General features: G+C 60.8%; 24 protein-coding genes and 4 tRNA genes. 9 read left to right on the top strand and 19 right to left on the bottom strand.

Translation table 11 applies throughout. The annotated features are described in order from the left end of the window. The first annotated feature begins 44 nt into the window (after positions 1-44). Positions 45-284: a hypothetical protein gene (locus tag AC4PS7_RS15075; protein WP_029529087.1), complete on the top strand. Its 240-nt coding sequence runs from the start codon at positions 45-47 to the stop codon at positions 282-284. A 95-nt stretch (positions 285-379) separates the two neighbouring features. Further along, entirely contained in the window at positions 380-673 is a 294-nt protein-coding gene (locus tag AC4PS7_RS15070; RefSeq protein WP_010209097.1) for a DUF1652 domain-containing protein, read from the top strand. Positions 674-692: 19 nt separating this feature from the next. On the opposite strand, the gene AC4PS7_RS15065 is transcribed toward AC4PS7_RS15070, so the two are convergent. After that, positions 693-1370 carry an HAD family hydrolase gene (locus tag AC4PS7_RS15065; RefSeq protein ID WP_044287547.1) on the bottom strand — a complete coding sequence of 226 codons (678 nt, stop codon included), beginning with the start codon at positions 1368-1370 and terminating at the stop codon, positions 693-695. Positions 1371-1577: 207 nt separating this feature from the next. Between AC4PS7_RS15065 and AC4PS7_RS15060 the strand changes: the two genes are divergently transcribed. From AC4PS7_RS15060 to AC4PS7_RS15040, 5 genes are all read left to right on the top strand, one after another. Further along, on the top strand, positions 1578-2348 hold the full coding sequence (locus AC4PS7_RS15060) for an alpha/beta fold hydrolase (RefSeq protein WP_042571791.1): 771 nt from the start codon (positions 1578-1580) through the stop codon (positions 2346-2348). Between the two features lie 111 nt (positions 2349-2459). After that, positions 2460-2705 (top strand): DUF2790 domain-containing protein, encoded by a 246-nt coding sequence (locus AC4PS7_RS15055; protein WP_045791833.1) that lies wholly within the window; start codon positions 2460-2462, stop codon positions 2703-2705. A gap of 42 nt (positions 2706-2747) precedes the next feature. Then, positions 2748-3419: a heavy metal response regulator transcription factor gene (locus AC4PS7_RS15050; RefSeq protein WP_010209090.1), complete on the top strand. Its 672-nt coding sequence runs from the start codon at positions 2748-2750 to the stop codon at positions 3417-3419. Next, the gene (locus AC4PS7_RS15045; protein WP_042571792.1) at positions 3416-4816 is read left to right on the top strand and encodes a heavy metal sensor histidine kinase; all 1401 of its coding nucleotides are present in this window, start codon (positions 3416-3418) and stop codon (positions 4814-4816) included. The genes AC4PS7_RS15050 and AC4PS7_RS15045 overlap by 4 nt, the downstream gene beginning before the upstream one ends. Positions 4817-4942: 126 nt before the next feature. Beyond that, the gene (locus tag AC4PS7_RS15040; RefSeq protein WP_042571793.1) at positions 4943-5167 is read left to right on the top strand and encodes a hypothetical protein; all 225 of its coding nucleotides are present in this window, start codon (positions 4943-4945) and stop codon (positions 5165-5167) included. 15 nt (positions 5168-5182) lie between these two features. On the opposite strand, the gene pcp is transcribed toward AC4PS7_RS15040, so the two are convergent. From pcp to AC4PS7_RS15025, 3 genes are read right to left on the bottom strand one after another with little or no spacing between them, the layout of a single operon-like run. Then, positions 5183-5824 (bottom strand): pyroglutamyl-peptidase I, encoded by a 642-nt coding sequence (gene pcp / locus AC4PS7_RS15035; RefSeq protein ID WP_047540622.1) that lies wholly within the window; start codon positions 5822-5824, stop codon positions 5183-5185. Between the two features lie 7 nt (positions 5825-5831). Further along, positions 5832-6782 (bottom strand): DUF979 domain-containing protein, encoded by a 951-nt coding sequence (locus AC4PS7_RS15030; RefSeq protein WP_042571795.1) that lies wholly within the window; start codon positions 6780-6782, stop codon positions 5832-5834. Next, positions 6779-7495, bottom strand: a complete 717-nt coding sequence (locus AC4PS7_RS15025) for a DUF969 domain-containing protein (RefSeq protein ID WP_010209084.1) — start codon at positions 7493-7495, stop codon at positions 6779-6781. The genes AC4PS7_RS15030 and AC4PS7_RS15025 overlap by 4 nt, the downstream gene beginning before the upstream one ends. 303 nt (positions 7496-7798) lie before the next feature. Here AC4PS7_RS15025 and AC4PS7_RS15020 point away from each other — a divergent pair, with 303 nt between their 5' ends. Then, on the top strand, positions 7799-7960 hold the full coding sequence (locus AC4PS7_RS15020) for a hypothetical protein (protein WP_156149811.1): 162 nt from the start codon (positions 7799-7801) through the stop codon (positions 7958-7960). Here AC4PS7_RS15020 and AC4PS7_RS15015 read toward each other — a convergent pair. Both AC4PS7_RS15015 and AC4PS7_RS15010 read right to left on the bottom strand, forming a co-directional pair. Further along, entirely contained in the window at positions 7957-8418 is a 462-nt protein-coding gene (locus AC4PS7_RS15015) for an anti-virulence regulator CigR family protein (RefSeq protein ID WP_010209082.1), read from the bottom strand. The genes AC4PS7_RS15020 and AC4PS7_RS15015 overlap by 4 nt on opposite strands. Before the next feature lie 258 nt (positions 8419-8676). After that, positions 8677-8753: transfer RNA gene (locus AC4PS7_RS15010), tRNA-Val, on the bottom strand. Between the two features lie 184 nt (positions 8754-8937). Between AC4PS7_RS15010 and AC4PS7_RS15005 the strand changes: the two genes are divergently transcribed. Continuing rightward, the gene (locus tag AC4PS7_RS15005) at positions 8938-10221 is read left to right on the top strand and encodes an NAD(P)/FAD-dependent oxidoreductase (RefSeq protein WP_010209080.1); all 1284 of its coding nucleotides are present in this window, start codon (positions 8938-8940) and stop codon (positions 10219-10221) included. A 197-nt stretch (positions 10222-10418) separates the two neighbouring features. Here AC4PS7_RS15005 and AC4PS7_RS15000 read toward each other — a convergent pair. The 13 genes from AC4PS7_RS15000 to AC4PS7_RS14940 all read right to left on the bottom strand — a co-directional run bounded on the left by AC4PS7_RS15000 (position 10419) and on the right by AC4PS7_RS14940 (position 22670). Continuing rightward, positions 10419-10495 (bottom strand) — tRNA-Asp (locus AC4PS7_RS15000). Positions 10496-10600: 105 nt separating this feature from the next. Then, positions 10601-10677 (bottom strand) — tRNA-Asp (locus tag AC4PS7_RS14995). A gap of 55 nt (positions 10678-10732) precedes the next feature. Beyond that, positions 10733-10808: transfer RNA gene (locus AC4PS7_RS14990), tRNA-Val, on the bottom strand. A gap of 107 nt (positions 10809-10915) precedes the next feature. Next, positions 10916-11680, bottom strand: coding sequence for an SDR family oxidoreductase (locus AC4PS7_RS14985; RefSeq protein ID WP_010209079.1), 765 nt, complete (start codon positions 11678-11680; stop codon positions 10916-10918). Between the two features lie 11 nt (positions 11681-11691). Next, the gene (locus AC4PS7_RS14980; RefSeq protein WP_010566994.1) at positions 11692-12903 is read right to left on the bottom strand and encodes an O-succinylhomoserine sulfhydrylase; all 1212 of its coding nucleotides are present in this window, start codon (positions 12901-12903) and stop codon (positions 11692-11694) included. A gap of 65 nt (positions 12904-12968) precedes the next feature. Next, a complete protein-coding gene (gene purF, locus AC4PS7_RS14975) occupies positions 12969-14474 on the bottom strand; it encodes an amidophosphoribosyltransferase (RefSeq protein ID WP_021491193.1) in 1506 nt (501 codons plus the stop codon). A 41-nt stretch (positions 14475-14515) separates the two neighbouring features. After that, entirely contained in the window at positions 14516-15073 is a 558-nt protein-coding gene (locus tag AC4PS7_RS14970; RefSeq protein ID WP_003192538.1) for a CvpA family protein, read from the bottom strand. Between the two features lie 257 nt (positions 15074-15330). After that, complete coding sequence (locus tag AC4PS7_RS14965; RefSeq protein ID WP_010209072.1) at positions 15331-15993, bottom strand: SPOR domain-containing protein; 663 nt, start codon at positions 15991-15993, stop codon at positions 15331-15333. Beyond that, on the bottom strand, positions 15977-17284 hold the full coding sequence (gene folC / locus AC4PS7_RS14960) for a bifunctional tetrahydrofolate synthase/dihydrofolate synthase (protein WP_492179541.1): 1308 nt from the start codon (positions 17282-17284) through the stop codon (positions 15977-15979). The genes AC4PS7_RS14965 and folC overlap by 17 nt, the downstream gene beginning before the upstream one ends. After that, positions 17281-18201 (bottom strand): acetyl-CoA carboxylase, carboxyltransferase subunit beta, encoded by a 921-nt coding sequence (gene accD, locus AC4PS7_RS14955; RefSeq protein WP_010209070.1) that lies wholly within the window; start codon positions 18199-18201, stop codon positions 17281-17283. The genes folC and accD overlap by 4 nt, the downstream gene beginning before the upstream one ends. A 244-nt stretch (positions 18202-18445) precedes the next feature. Then, positions 18446-19078 (bottom strand): phosphoribosylanthranilate isomerase, encoded by a 633-nt coding sequence (locus tag AC4PS7_RS14950; RefSeq protein WP_492179540.1) that lies wholly within the window; start codon positions 19076-19078, stop codon positions 18446-18448. 64 nt (positions 19079-19142) lie between these two features. Further along, the gene (gene truA / locus AC4PS7_RS14945; RefSeq protein ID WP_010209068.1) at positions 19143-19967 is read right to left on the bottom strand and encodes a tRNA pseudouridine(38-40) synthase TruA; all 825 of its coding nucleotides are present in this window, start codon (positions 19965-19967) and stop codon (positions 19143-19145) included. A 141-nt stretch (positions 19968-20108) separates the two neighbouring features. Then, a complete protein-coding gene (locus tag AC4PS7_RS14940) occupies positions 20109-22670 on the bottom strand; it encodes a FimV/HubP family polar landmark protein (protein ID WP_492179539.1) in 2562 nt (853 codons plus the stop codon). Positions 22671-22726 lie beyond the last annotated feature (56 nt).

Genomic DNA, 22726 nt, shown 5'->3' with positions numbered 1-22726 from the left:
CCTGACTGACACTCAGCCATCCATGTGCATTCAGGAGCACGTCGATGAGGCCCACGACCGCACCGCCTTTTTCTTACATTTCTTGGATAATTGCCCTATTGATCGGGTTGATCGTTGTGGGCCTGGCGTATGGCGTGAGGCATGCAATCGAAGGCACCGACTCCAACACCCCCCACTCCTGGCTGAACCTGACACTGCTGCTCGGCGGCTACCTGCTGCTGTTCTGCCTCCAACCCATCCAGAAAGCCGTGCAGCGTAAGTTGTGCCGGCAAGCGGCCCGTTGAAGCGGCACCATTCGCTATCAGATCGCCGGTATTTACAGCACCACAACACGACCTATGCTTGGGCGTGCATGATCAGGAAAAGGCACTGACGCAAGATGGATACCCTGAGCAAATCCCAGATCGAATCCGCACTGGCAGCACGGCTGCCCAGCTATCAGGTGACCTGTACGTTACATGCGGATGGAACCCTTTCGGTCGTGCTCAGCGGGCCGGAAACCGACCATTTTGCAATTACCGGGATCGTGCGCGCGCATTACCGCGGAGCCGAAGCGATCGCAGGGCTGGCCAATGAAATACTCAGGGAGATGGTGCAGTCACGCAAGAGCATGAGGAATGACCGGATGCAGCCGCCCGATCCATCCAGCGCAGAACACGGCCGAGACCGTTAACGGGCTCGGCCTTTTCGCGTCAGCCCGCCGCGTTCTGCACGTACAACAATCCTTGTGCGTCACGCCGTACGTTTAGCTGCTCGTACCCGTCAATCGATGGATGCTCGGTAACCATTGGCGTGTGATGTGTCGAGGTCACGACCATCACATCCGCCTCTGCGGCCTCTCCCGCACGGATGCCTACCGTCGCATCTTCAAACACCAGGCACTCTTGCACCGGCACGCCCAGGCGTTGCGCGCCCAGCACGTAGCAGGCGGGGTTCGGCTTGCCGATGGCAACATCTTCGGCCGTCACCAGTACCGCCGGCGGCGCAATGCCCGCCGCTTGCAGGCGACGCAAGGCCAGCTCCCTGGGTGCTGAAGTAACCAGTGCCCATTGATCGCCCGGTAGGCTGTTCAGAAACGTGACAGCACCGGGAATCGCGACAACGCCCTCGACATCATTGAGCTCCGCCTCGGTGATCCACCGCGCCTCAGCCTCGGGATCGACGCCGGGGAGTGCCTGGCGGGTGATGGTATCGATCGCGCGGGCACCGTGAATGGTCTTCAAAAACGCCGGCACATCCAGACCATGGCGTTCAGCCCAGATGCTCCACACTCGCTCGGCGGCAGCAATGGAGTTGAGCAACGTCCCATCCATATCGAACAGAAAGGCACGGTAACGGCGGTTGTATACGGCTGAACCTCGGATGGACACTGCGCGGCTTCCTCATGGACGGAGACAAATGATGGGCCCAACGCAATCTACGGATCACCTCGTCGCTTGTAAACGCTCCCGACCCGATTGCATTACAGCTTTGTAATCAAACGGTAAGTCTTGTCACCACCCTCACTTCATACAGTGGAGTCGTCAGTCACCCACACCGGATGACGCCACTTCCTACTGATGAAAAGGGTCTTCACCATGAAACCTGCAAGCAAACTCTGCCTGATCGCCGCCACGCTGCTGATGCTGGGCACTGGCACCGCCATGGCCGGCACTGTCGCGCCGGTCAAAGCCAATAATGTGGTACTGGTGCACGGTTCCTGGGCTGACGGCTCAAGTTGGTCCGAGGTGATTACCCGCCTCCAGGCCGCTGGGCTGCACGTCACTGCCGTGCAGAACCCACTGACCTCGGTGGCCGACGATGTCGCCGCCACCAACCGTGTGCTGGATCAGCAAGACGGCCCTACCGTGTTGGTCGGCCATTCCTACGCAGGCACCGTGGTCAGCGACGCCGGAGTCAACCCGAACGTCAGCGCCCTGGTCTACGTGGCCGCCCGGGCTCCAGATGCCAACGAAGACTTCGTTGCACTCTCGGCCAAGTACCCGACCATGCCTGTGCGCGCCGGCGTCGAAGATCACGGCGGCTACCTCACCCTGAACCAGGACGCCTTCCTCAAGTATTTCGCCGCCGACGTGCCGCGCGCCAAAGCCATGCAGCTGTATGCCGTGCAGCAACCCATCACCAAGACGCTTTTCAGCGGCCGCACCGTCAATGCCGCCTGGCACACCAAGCCGTCTTGGTACGCGGTGTCGGCGAATGACCAGACTATCAACCCGGACCTGGAGCGCTTCCTTGCCAAACGCATGAACGCCACCACCATCGAGTTGCCATCAAGCCACTTGTCGCTGGTATCCCACGCCAAGGAAATCACCGACCTGATCCTCGAAGCCTCGGGCCGCCAGCCTTAAGCCTTGCATTACACACTTGTCATCATCCTGTTGGTTGGCTGTTCGGGCCCCCTGGTTACTGTGAACTCACTGCCATGATCTGGCAGCCAACCCATTAAGAGAGATACCGCCATGAAACTGTTTATCTTCGGCTTTACCGCGTTACTCGCTACCGGTTCCGTGTTTGCCGCCGAGCCCGTGATCCACGATAAAACCGGCTTTTTCGTCCACCTGGACGTGGCAAAAGTCCTGTCGAGCACCGACACCTACGGCCAATGCGGCATCGTCCCCGCACGCCTCAACTACCTCGACAGCCAAGGCCGCGAACACGTGCTGGACTACCAGGTGCAGGGCATCGGTTGCGCCAGTGACAATTGATCGGGCTACACTTGCGCCACGCATTGAGACAGGGCATTTCCCATGAACATTCTCGTAGTCGAAGACGAACCCAAGGCCGGCAATTACCTGCTCAATGGCCTGCAGGAACTGGGCTATTCCGTGAGTCTCGCCCGCGACGGCGTGGACGGTCTGCACCAGGCCCTGGAAACCCCGTTCGACGTGATCGTGCTGGATGTGATGATGCCAAAAATGGACGGCTGGGAAGTGCTGCGCCGCCTACGCAAGGAAGCTGACACGCCAGTACTTTTTCTGACTGCACGCGATGACATTGCCGATCGTATCAAGGGACTCGAACTGGGCGCCGACGATTACCTGATCAAGCCGTTCTCCTTCGCCGAACTGGTAGCACGCTTGCGTACCCTGACCCGTCGCGGCCCGAGCCGGGACGAGGAACAGCTGCAGATCGCCGACCTGCAAATCGACGTGCTGAAGCGCCGCGTTACCCGCGCCGGCACGCGCATTACCCTGACCAATAAAGAGTTCGCCCTGCTGCATCTGTTCGCAACCCACCAGGACCAGGTACTGTCCCGCTCGCTGATCGCCTCGCGGGTGTGGGACATGAACTTCGACAGCGACACCAACGTGGTGGACGTCGCCGTGCGGCGCCTACGCTTGAAAATCGACGACCCGTTCCAACTCAAGCTGATCCACAGCGTGCGCGGCATCGGCTACCGTTTCGATACCCAGCCATGAACACACGTCGCCATTACTCCCTGACCCTGCGCCTGGCGCTGATCTTTGCCCTGCTCGCCTTCGCCTTGCTGGCAACCCTGGGTGTGGCGTTGTACCGCGAGCTGGAGCGCGAGCTGATCATGCGTGACGATGCCGCCTTGATCTATCGCATCGACCAACTGCGCAACCTGCTCAATGACAGCAACACCCTGGACCTGATCAAGACCAAGCCGGAACTGTTCCAGAACATGCTGGGCAACCGTGAATCAGTGCTGAGCATCGCCGCGCCAGGGCAACAACCGTTGCTGACGGTCAACCCCGGCAATATCAACCTGCCCTCCGTGCCCCCCGTCCCGAAGAACCACAAGCTGACGTTTGCCGATGTGCACCACTTTCCCGGCATCAATGGCGTGCCCTTCGCGACCGTCGCCGCGTCCATCGACTCCGGCGACCTGGGCAGCCTGCAGGTCACCACGGGGCGCCTGATGACCGAGCGCACCGCCGTGCTCGCCAGCTACCGCTTGAGCGTTTATATCCTGGCGAGCATTGCCGCAATCATCCTGGCCGTGGTCGGTTACCTGCTGGTTCATCGTGGGCTTTTGCCGCTGCGCCGTCTGGCCCGACACGCCCAGGGCATCGGCGTCGGCAACCTCGCCGAACGCCTCGACAGTCACGGCGCGCCAAAAGAACTGCTGCCGATGATTGATTCGTTCAACACCATGCTGGAACGGCTGGCCAAGGGCTTTGTACAGCTGGGCCAGGTGTCCACCGACATGGCCCACGAACTGCGCACGCCGATCAACAACCTGCTGGGAGAAACCCAGGTCGCCCTGCAACAAAACCGCAGCATCGAGAGCTATCAGCAACTGTTGGCGTCCAACGTCGAAGAACTTGAACGCCTGGCACGGATGCTCGACAACATGCTGTTCCTGGCCCGCACTGACCCCGCCAGTGCCCTGCGTCAACGCCAGGAACTGAATGCCGCGGACGAAGTGGAACGCATCGCCGAGTACTTTGAAGGCCTGGCGGGGGATGTGGATATCAGCATTCATGCTGAAGGCGACGGGGTAATCTGGGCGGAGCCGATGCTGCTGCGCAGGGCCCTGGCGAACTTGTGCGCCAACGCCATCAAATATGGTGCGCCGGGTACTGTGCTGCAGATCCGTGCGGTTCCAAGTGCCGAGGGCATTCACCTGAGGGTCAGCAATCGAGGCGAAACCATCGCCGCCGAGCACTTACTGCGACTGTTCGAACGGTTTTACCGGGTGGATGAGTCACGAGAACGTTCGGCGCAGTCCAATGGGCTGGGCTTGTCGATCGTGGCGACCATCATGCAGCTGCACAATGGACGTTACGACGTGAGCAGCGAGGCAGGGGTGACGTGTTTTGAGTTATTCTTTCCGAAACGGGAAGACTGAGCGTCAAAACGCCCGGTGTTATTTTGCAAAAGTTTGTCGCTTACTGTTTGACTGAAGCCGCACTAATCTTTCTTCCCAAGGGGCTCAAGGCAGAGCCGGCAACCGCCAAAAAATGGAGATTCGGGAATGGAAATACGATTAGGTTTACTGGAAAAGGGGCTGGCTGAAATGAATGAAAAGCTGATCAGCGTTTCGAGCAAGGCAGACGCCATGGATAAGCACTTCGCGTCCAAGGCAGACCTGGCAACCACTGAAACGAACCTTATCAAATGGTACGTGGCCACCGCATGCGCAATGACAGGCCTAGCCTGCACGATCACCTTCGGGCTCACCCGACTGTTTGCAATGTGAGACGCGTCGGGCCGGTCAGCTGACCTGCCCGCCCGCTTCTTTGACATCCACCGGTGTATGCCAAGCTGTCAGTACAGCCGCCTGCAATCCCGCAACCATTGCATCCAGTGCCATCGAGGGCCGCTGCGAACCCGCCACCTGTTCCGGCAGAAACGGTACGTGGATAAACCCACTGCGTACCCCAGACCCTGCGAGCGCATGCTGCAGCAGATAAAAAACCTGATTACACACGAACGTCCCTGCCGTCTGCGATACCGAGGCCGCGATTCCCGCTTCACGCACGGCCTTGACCATCGCCTTGATCGGCAGCGTCGTGAAAAAAGCCGCCGGGCCGTCAGCCACGACTGCCGTATCGATAGGCTGCTCACCCAGATTATCGGGGATGCGTGCATCATTGATGTTGATCGCCACCCGTTCGACTGAGATATCGCTACGCCCCGGCCCCAATCCGGTGGCGATCACCATCGCCGGGTGCAACTCGTCGATCAGCCGGGTCAGGCATTCACCCGCCGTGGCAAATGCACAAGGCAGCCGGCGCGCAACAATCTTCACGTCGCTTCCCAACTGCACGCCATCCAGTTGGCGCACAGCTTCCCAGGAGGGGTTCACCTGGTCTTGATCAAAGGGTTCGAAACCCGTCAGCAGTACAATTCGCATCCTGGCCTCACATCAACAGGTAGAGCAGTACAATATTGACCACCAGCATCATCAACGCAGTCGGCAACTGCGCCTTGATCACCGCGTTCTTGTCCGGCAGCTCGAGCAATGCCGCCGGCACGATATTGAAGTTGGCGGCCATCGGCGTCATGAGGGTACCGCAATAGCCGGAAAACATGCCGATCGCCGCCATCACCGCCGGGTTACCGCCGTAGATACCGACCAGCACCGGCACGCCGACGCCGCCCGTCATCACCGGGAAAGCCGCAAAGCCATTCCCCATGATCACCGTAAACAACGCCATGCCCAATACATAGACCATCACCGCCACCAACTTGAAATCCAGGTTGATATAGGTGGTGGTGACGTGCGCGACTGCCGTACCGACTCCAGCTTCGTTAAATAGTAAGCCCAACATTGCCAGCATTTGCGGAAGCACCATGGCCCAGCCAAGTGCTTCAGTCAGGCGACGGGATTCACGCAAGGCTTGCACCGGCGTATCACGGGTCAGCCAGCAGGCCAGGCCGAGAGCGATCAGGCAGCCGATGCCGAGTGACACAAAGGTGGTGTTTTTCGGGTCCAGCAGCGGGACACCGCCGATCTCTGTGTGCTTGAGCAACACCGAACCGATGACGGTGGTCAGGGGAATGGCCAACGCCGGGATAAACAGCTTATGACCCAGGCGACCGGCACTGGCACGGGATGCCTTGTCATGCAGTTCGACAGGTTTGCCACGACCGACGCCGCCCATGCCGGCGATCAGTGCCATTACCACGATGCCTGCGCCGATAGCCACCGACGGCAGACGCTCACCGATCAGGAACGGAATGGCGAACAACAGCCAGAACAGCGCAGTGGACCAGCGCTTTGGATGGGTTCGGTCCATCACAATCATGCCCGCCGTGATCAGTAGCAGAACGCCAGCCAGCCAGTACAGGTATTGAATGGAAATAATCATTGCACAGCCTCCACCGAGGCGGCGGCAGGCGTCATCTCACGGGTGAGTCTTCGGTCGAACCGATGCAGGCGGATTGCGTGGATGATGAAAGCGCAGATTGCCGTCGGAATCCCCCATACCGCAATGTGCAGTGGCTCCACATCAATCCCCGAGCCAAGCAGGAAGGTGTGCATCAAGGCAATCGCGCCAAAGGCGACAAAGATGTCTTCACCAAAGAACAGGCCGACGTTGTCCGTCGCGGCGCACATGGCCAACACCTTGTGACGCAACTTGTCCGGCAGCTTGCCGTAGCGTTTTTCCGCCGCGCCCTCGGCCATCGGAGCCAACAGTGGCCGCACCATCTGCGGGTGTCCACCCAGGCTGGTCAAGCCCATGGCGGCCGTGGACTCGCGCACAAACAGATAGATGATCAACAAACGCCCCACCGTGGCGCGCTCGAACCGCGCAATCCAGTTCTGCGCATGCAGGCGCAGCCCATGACGCTCCAGCAGGCCGATGACCGCCAGGGGCAACAGGAGGATCAATTGCAGGGCACGGGTCTGAAGGAAGCCATCGCCCATGGTCGCGAGAATTTTTTCTAGAGGGAAATGGGCAGCAAGCCCGGTAGCGATAGCGGCGGCGGTGACCACCAACAGCGGGTTGAAGCGCAAGACAAAGCCAACCACGATCACAAGTACGCCGATCAACGGCCATAAGTTCACAACAGTTTGCATGGCGTGAGGTCCTTAAATGCGCGCTGCGGCGCCATTACAGCAGGATGTGAACAACGGGTTCACAGCAAGAATGGGCGTGCAGTCGGCTCGGTTTTTTATTGTTGACCCGAAAGGTCGAGCGTCAGTGGCGGCAACTTTGCTGCCTGGGGGCGGGAGGTGTCCAACAAGAAAAATTGTTGCTGCGAACCAATAAATTTTGTCGGGGATTGAAGCGTTATGGATTGTTCTCGAGGGTAGCGGCTGGGGCTGCCGCCCCACCAAAAGGGGCCTCGACCTTCGGGGTGCGTCGGCATCACTGCCCGCATGCTTGCCGTGGCAATCTTCAAACCGCTGTCCAGCTGGCTCAAGCCCCCGCGCCACGAAGGTGAGACACCCGACAACGTGGCGCGGGAATTCCGTAATAAAAGCCTGCTCGCCATCCAGAAAGACCCTGGCGAGGAGAGAATCGAACCCTTATCGACTTAATCGAATGCTCCGTTGAGCACCTCGTAAATGATGCCTGAGGCGATGGCTACCAGTATCAAATCAGTGCCCGCTTGTTGCCACTCGTAGCCGTCGTAATGGGGCAACCTGCCCAGCAACCGGCCATCCAGCTTTTTGGCGATGCCAGGTGGAAGCGGCTTTCCTCTAGCGAGATTCTTCTGTATTCCGGGTGGCAGTGAAGGGCCTGGGCGCCAATAGTCACGATAGCCACCGATCACGCCCAGCACACCGCCCCGGTCAATGCTGGGCCCGTGATCCCAATCACTTGCGCTGGAACCTTTCCCCTTGTTGCCCTGGTTGCCATGGCCTTGGCCGCCTTGTGAATTGCCTTTCCCATTGCCTTGGCCTTTTCCGTTGCCAGGATCGGCCAGGGCCGTCACCGAACCCACGGCCAATACAAGACAGGTAACCGCGGATACAAGCGAGCGAGCTTTAAACATGATCGTCTTCTCCGAAAGGGAACTCCCCCTTGAAATGTAGACGGGATTGCCGATTTTAGTTCCGCATTTCCGACCCTATTCGCTGCGTCCGGCAACCGGAGGGCAGCGCCTGACTGCAGATCATCCTGCACGTCGTGTTCTTTACTTTGGCGTTCTGAGAGGGGTGTCTTGCAAACGTTCTGAAGAAATCCAAGACAACAAAAAAGGGCCCACCTTTCGGTGAGCCCTTCTAGACCGCCCAGCAGAGCGGATTTTGTTTGGTAGGCGCGATTGGACTCGAACCAACGACCCCCACCATGTCAAGGTGGTGCTCTAACCAACTGAGCTACGTGCCTGCTGTGAGGCGGCATTCTACGGAATTCCGGAGGGGTGTCAACATCTTTTTTGCAGCTAACCCTATGAATATGCGAATTTTTTATTTGCGGGAAGCACACCCGTGAATTTCGGGTGGCTGGCAGGCAATTTTCAACTCAGGTAGGATCGACGCACTCGTAAAAAATATAAAACAGAGGTTCCAGGATGGCGAACACCCCCTACCCCCAGTCGTATTACGCCGCTTCCGCGAATGCCGTTCCGCCTCGCCCGGTACTTCAAGGCGAAGTCGAAACCGATGTGTGTGTGATCGGTGCCGGCTATACCGGCCTCTCCAGTGCCCTGTTTCTGCTGGAGAACGGTTTTCGCGTCACCGTGCTGGAAGCCGCCAAGGTGGGGTTTGGCGCCTCGGGCCGCAACGGTGGGCAGATCGTCAACAGCTACAGCCGTGATATCGATGTGATCGAGCGCAGCGTCGGGCCCAAGCAAGCGCAACTGTTGGGCCAAATGGCGTTTGAAGGCGGCAAGATCATCCGCGAGCGAGTAGCCAAATATCAGATCCAGTGCGACCTGAAGGACGGCGGCGTATTCGCCGCGCTCAACAGCAAGCACATGGGCCACCTGGAGTCGCAGAAGCGTCTGTGGGAGCGTTACGGCCACACTCAACTGGAGCTGCTGGACGAACGCCGTATCCGCGAAGTGGTGGCCTGTGACAACTATGTAGGTGGCTTGCTGGACATGAGCGGCGGGCATATCCACCCGCTCAACCTGGCACTCGGCGAAGCTGCGGCCGTGGAATCCCTGGGTGGCACGATCTACGAACAATCGGCGGCAGTGCGGATCGAGCGCGGCGCAAATCCAGTGGTACACACCGCGCAGGGCAAGGTCAGGGCCAAGTTCATCATCGTCGCGGGCAATGCCTACCTGGGCAACCTGGTGCCGGAGCTGGCGGCCAAGTCGATGCCCTGCGGCACGCAAGTGATCACTACCGCTCCTCTGGGTGACGAACTGGCAAAAACCCTGCTGCCGCAGGATTACTGCGTCGAAGACTGCAACTATTTGCTCGACTACTACCGACTCACCAGCGACAAGCGCCTGATCTTCGGCGGTGGCGTGGTGTACGGCGCGCGCGACCCGGCCAATATCGAGGCGATCATCCGTCCGAAGATGCTCAAGGCTTTTCCGCAACTCAAGGATGTGAAGATCGACTACGCCTGGACCGGCAATTTCCTGCTGACCCTGTCGCGCTTGCCGCAAGTGGGACGCCTGGGCGACAACATCTACTACTCACAGGGCTGCAGTGGTCATGGCGTAACGTACACACACCTGGCGGGCAAGGTACTGGCCGAAGCGCTCAGAGGCCAGGCAGAGCGCTTTGATGCGTTTGCCGACCTGCCGCACTACCCGTTCCCGGGCGGGCAACTGCTGCGCACGCCCTTTGCGGCAATGGGTGCCTGGTATTACGGGCTACGCGACAAATTGGGATTCTGACTCGGAACCGGTAGCCCGCTTGCGGTCGATGGCGATTTAACTGACGCCATCGCCCGCAATCAGGATCCCACGGGTCGCATTATCAAATCGCAGGCACAAAAAACCCCGGTCTTTCGACCAGGGTCTTTGCTATCGGATCAAAGTAGCCAGAGGCTTGCTTTGTGCTTCAAGGCGTTCAGTGGGCCTTGAGGCAGATATGGCGCAGCGGACGGGACTCGAACCCGCGACCCCCGGCGTGACAGGCCGGTATTCTAACCGACTGAACTACCGCTGCGTATCGCTTGACCGGCTGTGCGTAAAGCCTCAACCGTCTTTAAACATCTGATCGTTCAGCCTTGACTGTTCAATCTCAAGCCTGACGAATCAGACCTGGAAAATATGGCGCAGCGGACGGGACTCGAACCCGCGACCCCCGGCGTGACAGGCCGGTATTCTAACCGACTGAACTACCGCTGCGCGTCGGTGCAACCTTTAACGTTGCGTCTTGCCCTGAGGCAAAACTCTCAAGAAGTGGTGGGTGATGACGGGATCGAACCGCCGACCCTCTGCTTGTAAGGCAGATGCTCTCCCAGCTGAGCTAATCACCCTTTGCTTCGTTGAGGCCGCGAAATTTACGCAGGTAACGGACCTAAGTCAATAGCCTGCTTGAAGTTTTTCTGAAAAAGACAAAATTGCTTCAAGACGGCTACCCACCCTACTCGCTGTAAATCATCTTCTTGCTCATGCCACCGTCCACGACAAACTCTTGCCCGGTGACAAACCCCGCCTGGCGCGACAGCAGCCACGCCACCATCGCCGCCACGTCTTCTACAGTCCCCACCCTGCCCGCCGGATGCTGAGCGTGATCGGCATCACTCAACGGCGCAGCGCGGCGCGCAGCAGGGTCGCGCGCATCGATCCAGCCGGGACTGACCGCATTGACCCGCACTTCCGGCCCCAGACTCATCGCCAAGGCATGCGTGAGCGCCAGCAGGCCACCTTTGCTCGCCGCATAGGCCTCAGTGTCCGGCTCAGACTGGCCAGCCCGGGTCGATGCCAAGTTGACGATGGCACCACCATGGGCACGCAGGTAAGGCGCGCAATGCTTGGCCAGCAACATGGGCCCACTGAGGTTCACGGCGAGCACCCGATTCCAGTAAGCCAGGTCGAGGCTTTCCAAGGTGATGTTGCGAGGGTCAGCCACCGCGGCATTGCAGACCAGCGCATCCAGGCGCCCAAACTGCCCCAATACCTCGGCGACCCCCTGGGCCACCTGTTTTTCGTCGGCCACGTCCATGCTGATGAACCAGGCGTTTTCGCCCAGCACCTTGGACACCTTGGAGCCGCGCTCGCGGTCCAGGTCGGTCAACACCACCTGCCAGCCTTCGCTGATCAGCCACGCGGCAATGCCGAGGCCAATGCCCCGCGCCGCACCCGTCACCAGCGCGACGCGCCCATTGCTGGCTGCCGCGGCGTCCATGGACCACTCGATCACAAGGCCGCCAGCCCACGAGCCAGGTCAGCTTGCAGGTCAGCGACGTCTTCCAGGCCCACTGCAATGCGGATCAGGCTGTCACGGATACCGGCCGCTTCACGCTCCTGCGGCGCCAGGCGCCCGTGGGAGGTGGTGCTCGGGTGGGTAATAGTGGTCTTGCTATCACCCAGGTTAGCGGTGATGGAAATCAGACGGGTCGCATCGATAAAGCGCCAGGCGCCCTCTTTGCCGCCCTTCACTTCAAAGCTCACGACGGCACCGAAACCACGCTGCTGGCGCTGGGCCAACTCATGTTGCGGGTGGCTCTTGAGGCCGGCGTAATGCACCTTCTCGATACCGTCCTGCTGCTCCAGCCACTCGGCCAGGGCCTGAGCGTTGGCGCAGTGGGCCTTCATCCGCAGGCTGAGGGTTTCCAGGCCCTTCAGGAAGATCCAGGCGTTGAACGGGCTCAAGGTCGGGCCAGCCGTGCGCAGGAAGCCGACGACTTCTTTCATCTGCTCGCTGCGCCCCGCAACCACGCCGCCCATGCAACGGCCCTGGCCGTCGATGAACTTGGTGGCCGAGTGCACGACGATGTCCGCGCCCAGCTTCAACGGCTGTTGCAGCGCCGGAGTGCAGAAGCAGTTGTCGACCACCAGCATGGCGCCCTTGGCATGTGCCACTTCGGACAATGCGGCGATATCCACCAGCTCGGCCAATGGGTTGGACGGCGATTCGACGAACAGCAACTTGGTGTTGGCCTTGATCGCCGCATCCCAGCCAGACAGGTCCGCCAGGGGCACGTAGTCCACTTCGATGCCGAAACGCTTGAAGTACTTTTCGAACAGACTGATGGTCGAACCGAACACGCTGCGCGACACCAGCACGTGGTCGCCGGCACTGCACAGGCTCATCACCACCGCCAGGATGGCCGCCATGCCGGTGGCCGTGGCCACTGCCTGCTCAGCGCCTTCCAGCGCTGCGATACGCTCTTCAAACGCGCGCACAGTCGGGTTGGTATAACGCGAATACACGTTGCCCGGCACTTCGCCAGCAAAGCGCGCAGCGGCGTCGGCAGCGGTACGAAACACGTAGCTGGAGGTGAAGAACATCGGATCACCGTGCTCACCTTCCGGGGTGCGATGCTGGCCAGCGCGCACAGCCAGGGTATCGAAAGCTACGCCATCGAGGTCGCTGTCCAACCGACCGGCATCCCATTCCTGACTCATGCTGCGACTCCTTACTCAATTCTTTATTTAAGATACAAAACCGGCCCCTCAGGGCCGGTTGTCACTCAGTTGTTGTACAAGTCGATGATCGCGCTGACCGCCTGGGTCTTGATCTTCGAGGAGTCGTTGCGCGCCTGCTCGATCTTGTTCAGGTAGGTCTCGTCGACATCACCGGTCACGTACTTGCCGTCGAACACGGCGCAGTCGAACTGGTCGATCTTGATCTTGCCACCGCCAACCGCCTCGATCAGGTCCGGCAGGTCCTGGTAGATCAGCCAATCGGCGCCGATCAGGTCGGCCACGTCCTGGGTCGAACGGTTGTGAGCGATCAGTTCATGGGCGCTCGGCATGTCGATGCCGTAGACGTTCGGGTAACGCACGGCAGGCGCTGCGGAACAGAAGTACACGTTTTTAGCACCGGCTTCGCGGGCCATCTGGATGATCTGCTTGCAGGTAGTACCGCGCACAATGGAGTCATCCACCAGCATCACGTTCTTGCCGCGGAACTCCAGCTCGATGGCGTTGAGCTTCTGGCGCACCGACTTCTTACGCGCAGCCTGGCCCGGCATGATGAAGGTACGGCCGATGTAGCGGTTCTTCACGAAGCCTTCGCGGAACTTGACGCCCAAGTGGTTGGCCAACTCCAGCGCAGCGGTGCGGCTGGTATCCGGGATCGGGATCACCACGTCGATGTCGTGTTCAGGACGCTCGCGCAGGATCTTCTCGGCCAGCTTCTCGCCCATGCGCAGACGCGCCTTGTACACCGAAACACCGTCGATGATCGAATCCGGACGCGCCAGGTAGACGTGTTCGAAGATGCACGGGGTGAGTTTCGGCGCCACGGCGCACTGACGGGTGTGCAGCTTTCCGTCTTCGGTGATGTAAACCGCTTCGCCTGGCGCGAGGTCGCGGATCAGCGTGAAGCCCAGCACGTCCAGCGACACGCTTTCGGACGCGATCATGTACTCGACGCCTTCGTCGGTATGACGCTGGCCGAACACGATCGGACGAATGCCGTGGGGGTCACGGAAGCCGACGATGCCATAACCGGTGACCATGGCCACTACCGCATAACCACCGACGCAACGGTTATGCACGTCGGTGACGGCGGCGAACACATCTTCTTCGGTCGGCTGCAGCTTGCCGCGCTGGGCCAGCTCGTGGGCGAACACGTTGAGCAGCACTTCCGAGTCGGAGTTGGTGTTGACGTGGCGCAGGTCAGATTCGTAAATCTCCTTGGCCAGCTGTTCAACGTTGGTCAGGTTACCGTTGTGCGCCAAGGTGATGCCGTAAGGCGAGTTGACGTAAAACGGTTGAGCTTCGGCCGACGTCGAGCTACCGGCAGTCGGGTAACGCACATGGCCAATGCCCATGTGCCCGACGAGGCGCTGCATGTGACGTTGGTGGAACACGTCACGCACCAGACCATTGTCCTTGCGCAGGAATAACCGGCCGTCGTGGCTGGTCACAATACCGGCAGCGTCCTGGCCGCGGTGCTGGAGGACGGTTAGCGCGTCATACAGCGCCTGATTGACGTTCGACTTACCGACGATACCGACGATGCCACACATGCGACGCAACCCCTACTTAATGAATCTTGACTGAACACAGCTTACTGAGGCGTTTTGGCCGGTAAGAGGTGTTCCTTGAACGGAAGATCAGCGGGTACGCTGATTCCGCTGGCCAGCCACTGACTGCTCCACCCCAGAATGAGGTTCTTGGACCAATCTGCAACCAATAGAAATTTTGGCACGAGTACCGACTCCTGCCACCACGAATCCTGCTGTACCGGCCCCAGGCTCAACAGCCCGACCGCCACGACCACCAGCAACGCGCCACGCGCGGCGCCGAAGGCCATGCCGAGAAATCGATCGGTCCCGGAGAGGCCGGTGACACGTATCAACTCGCCAATAAGATAATTGACCATTGCTCCCACCAGCAGCGTGGCGATGAACATGATGGCGCAGCCCGCGATGACGCGAGCCGAAGGTGTCTCGATGTATCCGGCCAGGTAGACCGACAATGAACCGCCGAACATCCAGGCTACGACTCCTGCGATGATCCAGGTCAGCAACGACAGTGCTTCTTTGACGAAGCCGCGGCTTAGACTGATCAAAGCGGAGATGGCGACGATTGCAACGATCGCCCAGTCAACCCAGGTAAATGGCACGTTTGAGCCTACGGACAGATAAGGCGGCGCATTTTAGCAGAGCGTCGGGCTGTCGGTAAGCTGTGATTGTCAGTGCCTTGCAAATCAGTCAGTTGGGGCGAGCGAATCCGATCTCAAGCCCACCACAAAACAAATGTGGGAGCTGGCTCGCCTACGATGGGGCGGGCACATTCAACATCCCTGTTGATTGGCCCACCGTCATCGCAGGCAAGCCAGCTCCCACACTTGGCCTGCATTCCAACCAGAGGCTGGCGGTATCAGCCGCGCTCAGGCTGGAAGCGGGTGACAAACCCCTTCAGGTTCTGCTGGCGATCCAGCAGGTCCCGCAGGCGATCCGCCTCGGCACGCTCGATCAGCGGACCGATAAACACCCTGTTCTTGCCGTCAGCGCTACGGATGTAAGCGTTATAGCCCTGGCTACGCAGCTTTTTCTGCAAGGCATCAGCGCCTTCGCGATTACCCAGGCTGGCCACCTGGATCGACCAACTGATCGGCAACCCATTCGGATCGATACGGCTTTGCCCCACGTCCGGCTTGCCCGGCGCGGCAGGTTGCGGCGCTACCGGCTTGGGTGCAGGTGCGGGCGCAGCGGGCTTGGCGGCAGCAACCGGTGCAGCGGGTGCCGGCTTGACCACCGGTACGCTCGGCTGAACCGGCATCGACGGGGCTTGCTGGGCAGCCACTTCAGCATCGGTCGGCACCGGCTCTTCTTCCGGCAAGGCCTGGGGCTCAGGCACCACCACCGGCTCAACCTGTACTTGCGGCACCGCCGGGGCCTGTGGGGCAGCCGGCGCCTCGACGACCACTTGACGCTCTTCATCCTGGCGAGAAAACAGCATCGGCAGGAAAATCACCGCCAACGCCACCAGAACCAGGGCTCCGACCATTCGCTGCTTGTATGCGCTATCCAGTAATGCCATGTGCAGCTTCCTCCGTGGAGCGCCGGGCCAACCACTCGAGCGCCTCGGCAACACAATAAAATGACCCGAACAACAGAATCTCATCGTCGGGGGTGGCAACGGCGCACTGTGCTTCAAGGGCATCGGTCACGCTTGCATACGACGCTACCGGCGCACCAAGGTTCTGCAAGGCCACTTCCAGTTCGGCGGCCGGACGGCTGCGCGAGGTATCCAATGGCGCTACCGCCCAAGCCTGGACGCTGCCCAGCAACGGCGCGACGACACCGTCCAGGTCCTTATCGGCCAGCAAGCCAAAGACTGCAAGACGACGACCGACCGGCGGCGTACGCGACAGGCGTTGCGCCAGGTACTCGGCCGCATGGGGGTTATGGCCCACATCCAGCAACAGGTTCAGGCGCTTGCCTTGCCATTGGAACTCACGACGATCCAATCGCCCGACCACACGTGTCGACAACAAGGTGGCGGCAATCTGCTCGGCATTCCACGGCAGGTCCAGCAACAGATAGGCCTGCAGCGCAAGCGCAGCGTTTTCCATCGGCAGATTCAGCAGCGGCAGGTCGCACAGCTCTACAACCTGGCCGCGGGCATCGCGCCCACGCCATTGCCAGTGCTGCGCACCGATCTCGAGATTGAAGTCGCGACCGCGCAGGAAAAACGGGCAATCCAGCTCGCGCACCTTGTCGAGCAAGGTGTGCGGCGGATCCAGGTCACCACACAGCGCAGGCTTGCCCTGGCGGAAGATCCCGGCTTTTTCATAGGCAACGGATTCGCGCGTATTGCCCAGGTAGTCGGCATGGTCCACGCCAATGCTGGTGACCAATGCCAGATCGGCATCCACCACATTGACCGTGTCCAGACGCCCGCCCAGGCCGACTTCCAGCACCACCACATCCAGTTGCGCACGCTCGAACAGCCAGAACGCCGCCAGGGTGCCCATCTCGAAGTAAGTCAGGGAAATCTCGCCACGGCCGGCATCGAGTGCGGCGAAGGCTTCGCAGAGTTGCTCATCCGTGGCTTCGACGCCATTGAGCTGCACCCGCTCGTTGTAACGCAGCAGGTGCGGGGAATTGTAGACGCCGACTTTCAGCCCTTGGGCATGCAGTAGCGCCGCGACAAAGGCACAGGTAGAGCCTTTGCCGTTGGTACCGGTCACCGTGATCACACGCGGTGCCGGACGGCCCAACCCGAGGCGGGCCGCTACCTGTTGCGAGCGCTCCAGGCCCATGTCGATGGCGGACGGATGCAACTGCTCAAGGTAAGCGAGCCATTCGCCCAGGGTACGCTGGGTCATAGGTTTGCAGGCACCGGCGGCACGACGATCGGTTCAACTTTAGGCGCGACGTACACAGGGGTAGGCAGGCCCATCATTTGTGCCAGGAGGTTACCCAGGCGTGGACGCAGCTCACCGCGCGGGATGATCAGGTCGATAGCACCGTGCTCCAGCAGGAATTCGCTGCGCTGGAAACCTTCCGGCAGCTTCTCACGCACGGTCTGCTCGATCACACGTGGGCCGGCAAAGCCGATCAATGCCTTTGGCTCGCCGACAATCACGTCACCCAGCATCGCCAGGCTGGCGGAAACGCCGCCGTAGACCGGGTCAGTGAGTACGGAGATGAACGGAATGCCTTCTTCGCGCAGACGCGCCAATACCGCAGAGGTCTTGGCCATTTGCATCAGGGAGATCAACGCTTCCTGCATGCGCGCACCACCGGAGGCGGCGAAGCAGATCATCGGGCAGCGGTTCTCCAGGGCGTAGTTGGCGGCGCGAACGAAGCGCTCACCGACGATGGCACCCATGGAGCCGCCCATGAAGGAGAACTCGAAGGCCGACACCACGACCGGCATGCCCAGCAGCTTACCGCTGACGGAAATCAGCGCGTCCTTCTCGCCAGTCTGCTTCTGCGCGCCGACCAGACGGTCCTTGTACTTCTTGCTGTCGCGGAACTTGAGACGGTCAACCGGCTCCAGGTCGGCACCCAGCTCGTTACGACCTTCGGCATCCAGGAAGATGTTGATGCGAGCGCGAGCGCCGATACGCATGTGGTGGTTGCACTTGGGGCAAACGTCCAGGGTCTTTTCCAGCTCCGGGCGGTACAGCACCGCGTCGCAGGATGGGCACTTGTGCCACAGACCTTCAGGAACCGAGCTTTTTTTCACCTCGGAACGCATGATCGAAGGGATCAGTTTGTCTACTAACCAGTTGCTCATGCTTTCTTTCTCCAGTACCGGTGGCTTGAACACAGCCCCGCGTATGCCCTTGAGCTAAATTCATATGTGGCGATGACACAAGCTGGACGGGGTCAGACGTTCGACCGGCCTTTTCCCGCCTGTATCCTCAGCCTTCCAGACAACCTGCCAGCGCAGGGTTGCCACTTCGTTTCCGGGCCACCCTCAGGCGGCGCCGGGCTGTTTTACACAGTGGTAGTTATGGACGGCGGCAGACTGCCAGCCGTCACATCCCGTCACTGCTGTTGCGCACGGCCTGCATGAATGCGCGAATCTTGCTGTGATCCTTGATGCCCTTGCCCTGCTCCACGCCGCCGCTGACATCCACGGCATAAGGCCGGACTTGCTCTATCGCCGCCCCGACATTACCGGGGTTGAGCCCGCCGGCCAGGATGATCGGCTTGCTCAGGCCCTCGGGAATCAGCGACCAATCGAACGCTTCGCCGGTACCGCCGGGCACGCCTTCGACATAGGTGTCGAGCAGGATTGCGCGGGCGCTGCCATAGGCCGCACACGCCGCAGCGATATCGTCCCCCGCCTTGACACGCAACGCCTTGAGGTACGGACGCTGGTAGCTTTCACATTCGTCCGGCGTTTCGTCGCCGTGGAACTGCAGCATATCCAGCGGTACGGCATCCAGGGTTTCGTTGAGCTCGCAGCGGCTGGCATTGACGAACAAACCCACAGTGGTCACGAATGGCGGCAACGCAGCGATGATCGCCCGCGCCTGCACCACACTCACCGCCCGCGGGCTCTTGGCATAGAACACGAAACCGATAGCATCCGCGCCCGCCTCGACCGCCGCCAGCGCGTCTTCTATGCGGGTAATCCCGCAAATCTTGCTGCGAACGGCTGACATGTCGTGGAAACCCCAGGGATTGGACCGAGAAAGTCCCGGATGGTAACAAAAGCTTTTCCGGGCGTCAGCCGCCAAGTTCGCTGAAACCTGTGAGGAAGTGTGGCCCGATGAAACGTTCCGGCAATTCGAACTCGTCACGGTACTCCACATCCACCAGGTACAAGCCAAACGGATGCGCCGTGACCCCGCCCGTACGACGGACGCGGCTCTCCAGTACTTCCTTGGCCCACTCCACCGGACGCTCGCCGGTGCCGATGGTCATCAGCACCCCGGCAATGTTTCGAACCATATGGTGGAGGAACGCCCCTGCACGGATATCCAGCACGATCATCTTGCCGTGACGGGTCACCCGCAGGTGATGGACTTCCTTGATCGGCGACTTGGCCTGGCACTGGCCGGCACGAAAGGCGCTGAAATCATGCACGCCGACCAGATGCTGTGCGGCTTCGGCCATGCGCTCGGCGTCGAGCGGGCGATGGTTCCAGGTGATTTCTTCGTTAAGGTGCGCCGGACGGATCTGGTCGTTGTAGATCACGTAGCGATAACGCCGGGCGATGGCCTTGAAGCGCGCGTGAAAGTGCGCTGGCATGACCTTGGCCCAAGTGACGCTGACGTCATGGGGCAAGTTGATATTAGCGCCCATCACCCACGCCTTCATCGACCGTTCAGCCTGAGTGTCGAAGTGCACCACCTGGCCACAGGCGTGCACGCCCGCGTCGGTACGCCCGGCGCACATCAGCGACACCGGCGAATCAGCCACTTTCGACAGTGCGTTCTCCAGGGTTTCCTGCACCGTCAGCACGCCGGACGCCTGACGCTGCCAGCCGCGATAGCGCGAGCCTTTGTATTCCACGCCCAGGGCGATGCGGTAAAAGCCTGCGGCCGCCATTTCGGCGGCCGCGTTATCTATATTTGCCAAGAACTGAGAGCCTGATGAGTTGCGCAAAGGCGGCCATTATGCCGATTTGTGTGAGTGCCCACAAAAGCAAAACGGCGACCCGAAGGTCGCCGCTGCCTTGACGATTGACGGTCAGACCAGCCTGCCGAGCATTTCCTTGGCCTCGCCACGCTGAGCTTCATCACCTTCGGTCAGCACTTCGCTGAGGATATCCCGCGCGCCGTCCGCATCGCCCATGTCGATATAGGCCTGGGCCAGGTCGAGCTTGGTCGCCACTTCGTCCGTACCGGAGAGGAAGTCGAATTCCGGCTCATCGTCGCCCTGCGCCGCGTCTTCTGCAGTGAAGGATGGCTCGATGGAAGGATGCTCCAGGCTCTGGGACAAACGGTCCAGCTCGGCGTTGACATCGTCCAGCTCGGACGCAAATGCATCAGGCTTGGCCGCCGCTTCCGGCTCATCGGCCAAGGACAAGTCGAAATCTTCCGGCAGGTCGAAGTCATCCAGCGCCGTCGGGGCCAGGGTGGGCGGCTCGACGGCCGGCACATCCTTCATCTGCTCTTCCAGGCCGGAGAGGAAGTCGTCATCGGATTGCGCCGAAGCCGGGCCATCCAATTGCAGGTCCAGGTCGAAGTCCGAGAGGGCATCCGGCGCGGCCTTGGCTTCGGTCTGCTGTTGCAGCAGCGATTCGAAGGTCTGCTGATCGTCCTTGGCTTCAGCCGGGGAGGCTTCTTCTAGGTCGTCCAGGCTCAGGTCGAAATCGGTGCCGAACGCTTCCGGCTCTGTAGCCGCAGGCGCTGGCTTGTCTTCCAGCAAATCCTTGACGTACTGAGCGTCCAAGGCAGCCGCGGCCACCGCAGCACTGACACCCGCCGCCAGCACGGCCATGGCCGGGAAGCGACTCTTGAGCTGTTCGACCTGGGCATGGTTCTCACCATTGGCCACCAGTTGACGCTCCTGGGTCACGAAGCCGTCCTTGTTGTTTTGCAGGCCGTAGACCTCCATCAGCTTCAAACGCAGGTCGCTGCGCTTGGGCTCCTGTTTGATCGCCTGCTCCAGCACATCGGCGGCCTGGTTCAGGTGACCACGGTCGACAAGGGACTGCGCTTGGGCCAGGGCATCGCTGGCGTTCACCGGAGCCACGGCAACCGCCAGCGGCGCCAGCACCGAGGCGACAGTCGGCACAGCGACTGCCGGCTCAACCGTAGGCGTTGGAGTTGGAGCTGCGGCCAATTTGACGTTCGGCGGCGGCACTTCCAAGCCTTCGAAGCTGTCTGGTGGCAGATCCTGGTCGATGTTCGAGGTAAATACCGGCTCTTCAGCCAGCGCGCGCGCCATGCGCAGGTGTTTTTCCTCCTCGCGGCGCGCATTGCGGTGGCGCACCCACAACAGCAGGAGCAACAGCACCAGCAGGCCTGCGGCACCGCCGATCACACCGAGCACGACCGGGTTGGTCAGCAGGTCATTGAACTTGCCTTCGGCGCTGGCCGGCGTTGCATCCGCCTTGACCGGCTCAGGCGCCGGCGCGGCAGGTGCGGGGGTAGCAGTGGCGGCGTCGGGCACTGCCGGAGCGGCCACCGGCTCACCTGCCAACTGCGCGGGCATCGCCGCCGTGGCCGGAGCGGCCGGGGTGCCCTTTTCGGCCTGCAGACGTGCGAGCTGATCGTTTTTCAGTTGAATCAGCTTTTGCAGCTTGTCCAACTGGCTTTGCAGGTCTGCCGCGCGACTTTTCAACTCTTCGTTGTCGCCACGGGTAGTGTCCAGTTGCTCCTGGGTCATCGCCAGTTTGTCGCTCAACGCCGCACTATCGCCCGCCTTGCCTTTGACGCCTTTCTTGGCCGCCTCAGCGGAAACCAGGCTCAGGTTGTCCTTGGCGCCGGTGCTCGCTGGCGCATTGCCGGCCTGGGTGCGCTTGGTGGCGTCCAGTTGCTGCTTGCCCGCGGCGGGATTGTTGGCGGCGCGTCGGCCTTGGCGCCAGGCCGCATTCTGCGCGCTGACTTCGGCGATCGCCTGGGGTTGTGGCAGCGAGGTGCTTTGCACGGGATCCGGCAGGCGCAGGACCTGGCCGGTTTTCAAACGGTTGATGTTGCCGTCGATAAATGCGTCGGGATTCAGCGCCTGGATTGCCAGCATGGTCTGCTGTACCGAACCGCCATTGCGGTTCTTCGCGGCAATTTCCCACAACGTGTCGCGGGATGTCGTGGTGTGTTGTGCCGGCTTGCTCACGGCCGGCGCGGTGCTGGCCGGTGCCGCCAATCGCGGCGCAGGCGCGGCGGTCGTCGGTGCCGGCTGGTCGAACTTGGCCGGGTCAAGCAATACACTGTAGTCGCGCATCAAACGGCCATTGGGCCATTGCACTTGCAACAGGAAGCGGACATAGGAATCCGGCAATGGCTTGCTGGAGGTCACACGCACCACGCTGCGGCCGCTGGGATTGACCACCGGGGTAAACGTCAGGTCGTCGAGGAACGCCTGGCGATCAACGCCGGCATCCACGAAGGCTTGGGACGAAGCCAGGCTTGGCGTGATCTCGGAGGCGGTGAGCCCACCGACATCGAGCAATTCGATTTCCACCGCCAACGGCTGGTTCAACTTCGACTTGAGGGTCATCTCCCCCAGCTGCAGCGCCTGCGCCATACCGGAGGACAGCGCCGAGGCGGCCGCTATTGCTAACACCAGTTTGCGAACTTGAACCATAGCCTCATCCTTTGTCTGAACACTCCCCGGCCTGCGAGAAGGTTGGTAACCGCTGC

This window comes from Pseudomonas sp. DW-iso3 (assembly GCF_058725305.1).
This window is presented reverse-complemented; position numbering and strand designations above follow the sequence as displayed.

What these genes read in the sequence shown, in the direction of transcription:
- AC4PS7_RS15075 (WP_029529087.1), top strand. Translation starts at nt 45, where the DNA reads ATGAGGCCCACGACCGCACCGCCTTTTTCTTACATTTCTTGGATAATT.
- AC4PS7_RS15070 (WP_010209097.1), top strand. Translation starts at nt 380, where the DNA reads ATGGATACCCTGAGCAAATCCCAGATCGAATCCGCACTGGCAGCACGG.
- AC4PS7_RS15060 (WP_042571791.1), top strand. Translation starts at nt 1,578, where the DNA reads ATGAAACCTGCAAGCAAACTCTGCCTGATCGCCGCCACGCTGCTGATG.
- AC4PS7_RS15055 (WP_045791833.1), top strand. Translation starts at nt 2,460, where the DNA reads ATGAAACTGTTTATCTTCGGCTTTACCGCGTTACTCGCTACCGGTTCC.
- AC4PS7_RS15050 (WP_010209090.1), top strand. Translation starts at nt 2,748, where the DNA reads ATGAACATTCTCGTAGTCGAAGACGAACCCAAGGCCGGCAATTACCTG.
- AC4PS7_RS15045 (WP_042571792.1), top strand. Translation starts at nt 3,416, where the DNA reads ATGAACACACGTCGCCATTACTCCCTGACCCTGCGCCTGGCGCTGATC.
- AC4PS7_RS15040 (WP_042571793.1), top strand. Translation starts at nt 4,943, where the DNA reads ATGGAAATACGATTAGGTTTACTGGAAAAGGGGCTGGCTGAAATGAAT.
- pcp (WP_047540622.1), bottom strand. Translation starts at nt 5,824, where the DNA reads ATGCGAATTGTACTGCTGACGGGTTTCGAACCCTTTGATCAAGACCAG.
- AC4PS7_RS15030 (WP_042571795.1), bottom strand. Translation starts at nt 6,782, where the DNA reads ATGATTATTTCCATTCAATACCTGTACTGGCTGGCTGGCGTTCTGCTA.
- AC4PS7_RS15025 (WP_010209084.1), bottom strand. Translation starts at nt 7,495, where the DNA reads ATGCAAACTGTTGTGAACTTATGGCCGTTGATCGGCGTACTTGTGATC.
- AC4PS7_RS15020 (WP_156149811.1), top strand. Translation starts at nt 7,799, where the DNA reads ATGCTTGCCGTGGCAATCTTCAAACCGCTGTCCAGCTGGCTCAAGCCC.
- AC4PS7_RS15015 (WP_010209082.1), bottom strand. Translation starts at nt 8,418, where the DNA reads ATGTTTAAAGCTCGCTCGCTTGTATCCGCGGTTACCTGTCTTGTATTG.
- AC4PS7_RS15005 (WP_010209080.1), top strand. Translation starts at nt 8,938, where the DNA reads ATGGCGAACACCCCCTACCCCCAGTCGTATTACGCCGCTTCCGCGAAT.
- AC4PS7_RS14985 (WP_010209079.1), bottom strand. Translation starts at nt 11,680, where the DNA reads ATGGACGCCGCGGCAGCCAGCAATGGGCGCGTCGCGCTGGTGACGGGT.
- AC4PS7_RS14980 (WP_010566994.1), bottom strand. Translation starts at nt 12,903, where the DNA reads ATGAGTCAGGAATGGGATGCCGGTCGGTTGGACAGCGACCTCGATGGC.
- purF (WP_021491193.1), bottom strand. Translation starts at nt 14,474, where the DNA reads ATGTGTGGCATCGTCGGTATCGTCGGTAAGTCGAACGTCAATCAGGCG.
- AC4PS7_RS14965 (WP_010209072.1), bottom strand. Translation starts at nt 15,993, where the DNA reads ATGGCATTACTGGATAGCGCATACAAGCAGCGAATGGTCGGAGCCCTG.
- folC (WP_492179541.1), bottom strand. Translation starts at nt 17,284, where the DNA reads ATGACCCAGCGTACCCTGGGCGAATGGCTCGCTTACCTTGAGCAGTTG.
- accD (WP_010209070.1), bottom strand. Translation starts at nt 18,201, where the DNA reads ATGAGCAACTGGTTAGTAGACAAACTGATCCCTTCGATCATGCGTTCC.
- AC4PS7_RS14950 (WP_492179540.1), bottom strand. Translation starts at nt 19,078, where the DNA reads ATGTCAGCCGTTCGCAGCAAGATTTGCGGGATTACCCGCATAGAAGAC.
- truA (WP_010209068.1), bottom strand. Translation starts at nt 19,967, where the DNA reads ATGGCGGCCGCAGGCTTTTACCGCATCGCCCTGGGCGTGGAATACAAA.
- AC4PS7_RS14940 (WP_492179539.1), bottom strand. Translation starts at nt 22,670, where the DNA reads ATGGTTCAAGTTCGCAAACTGGTGTTAGCAATAGCGGCCGCCTCGGCG.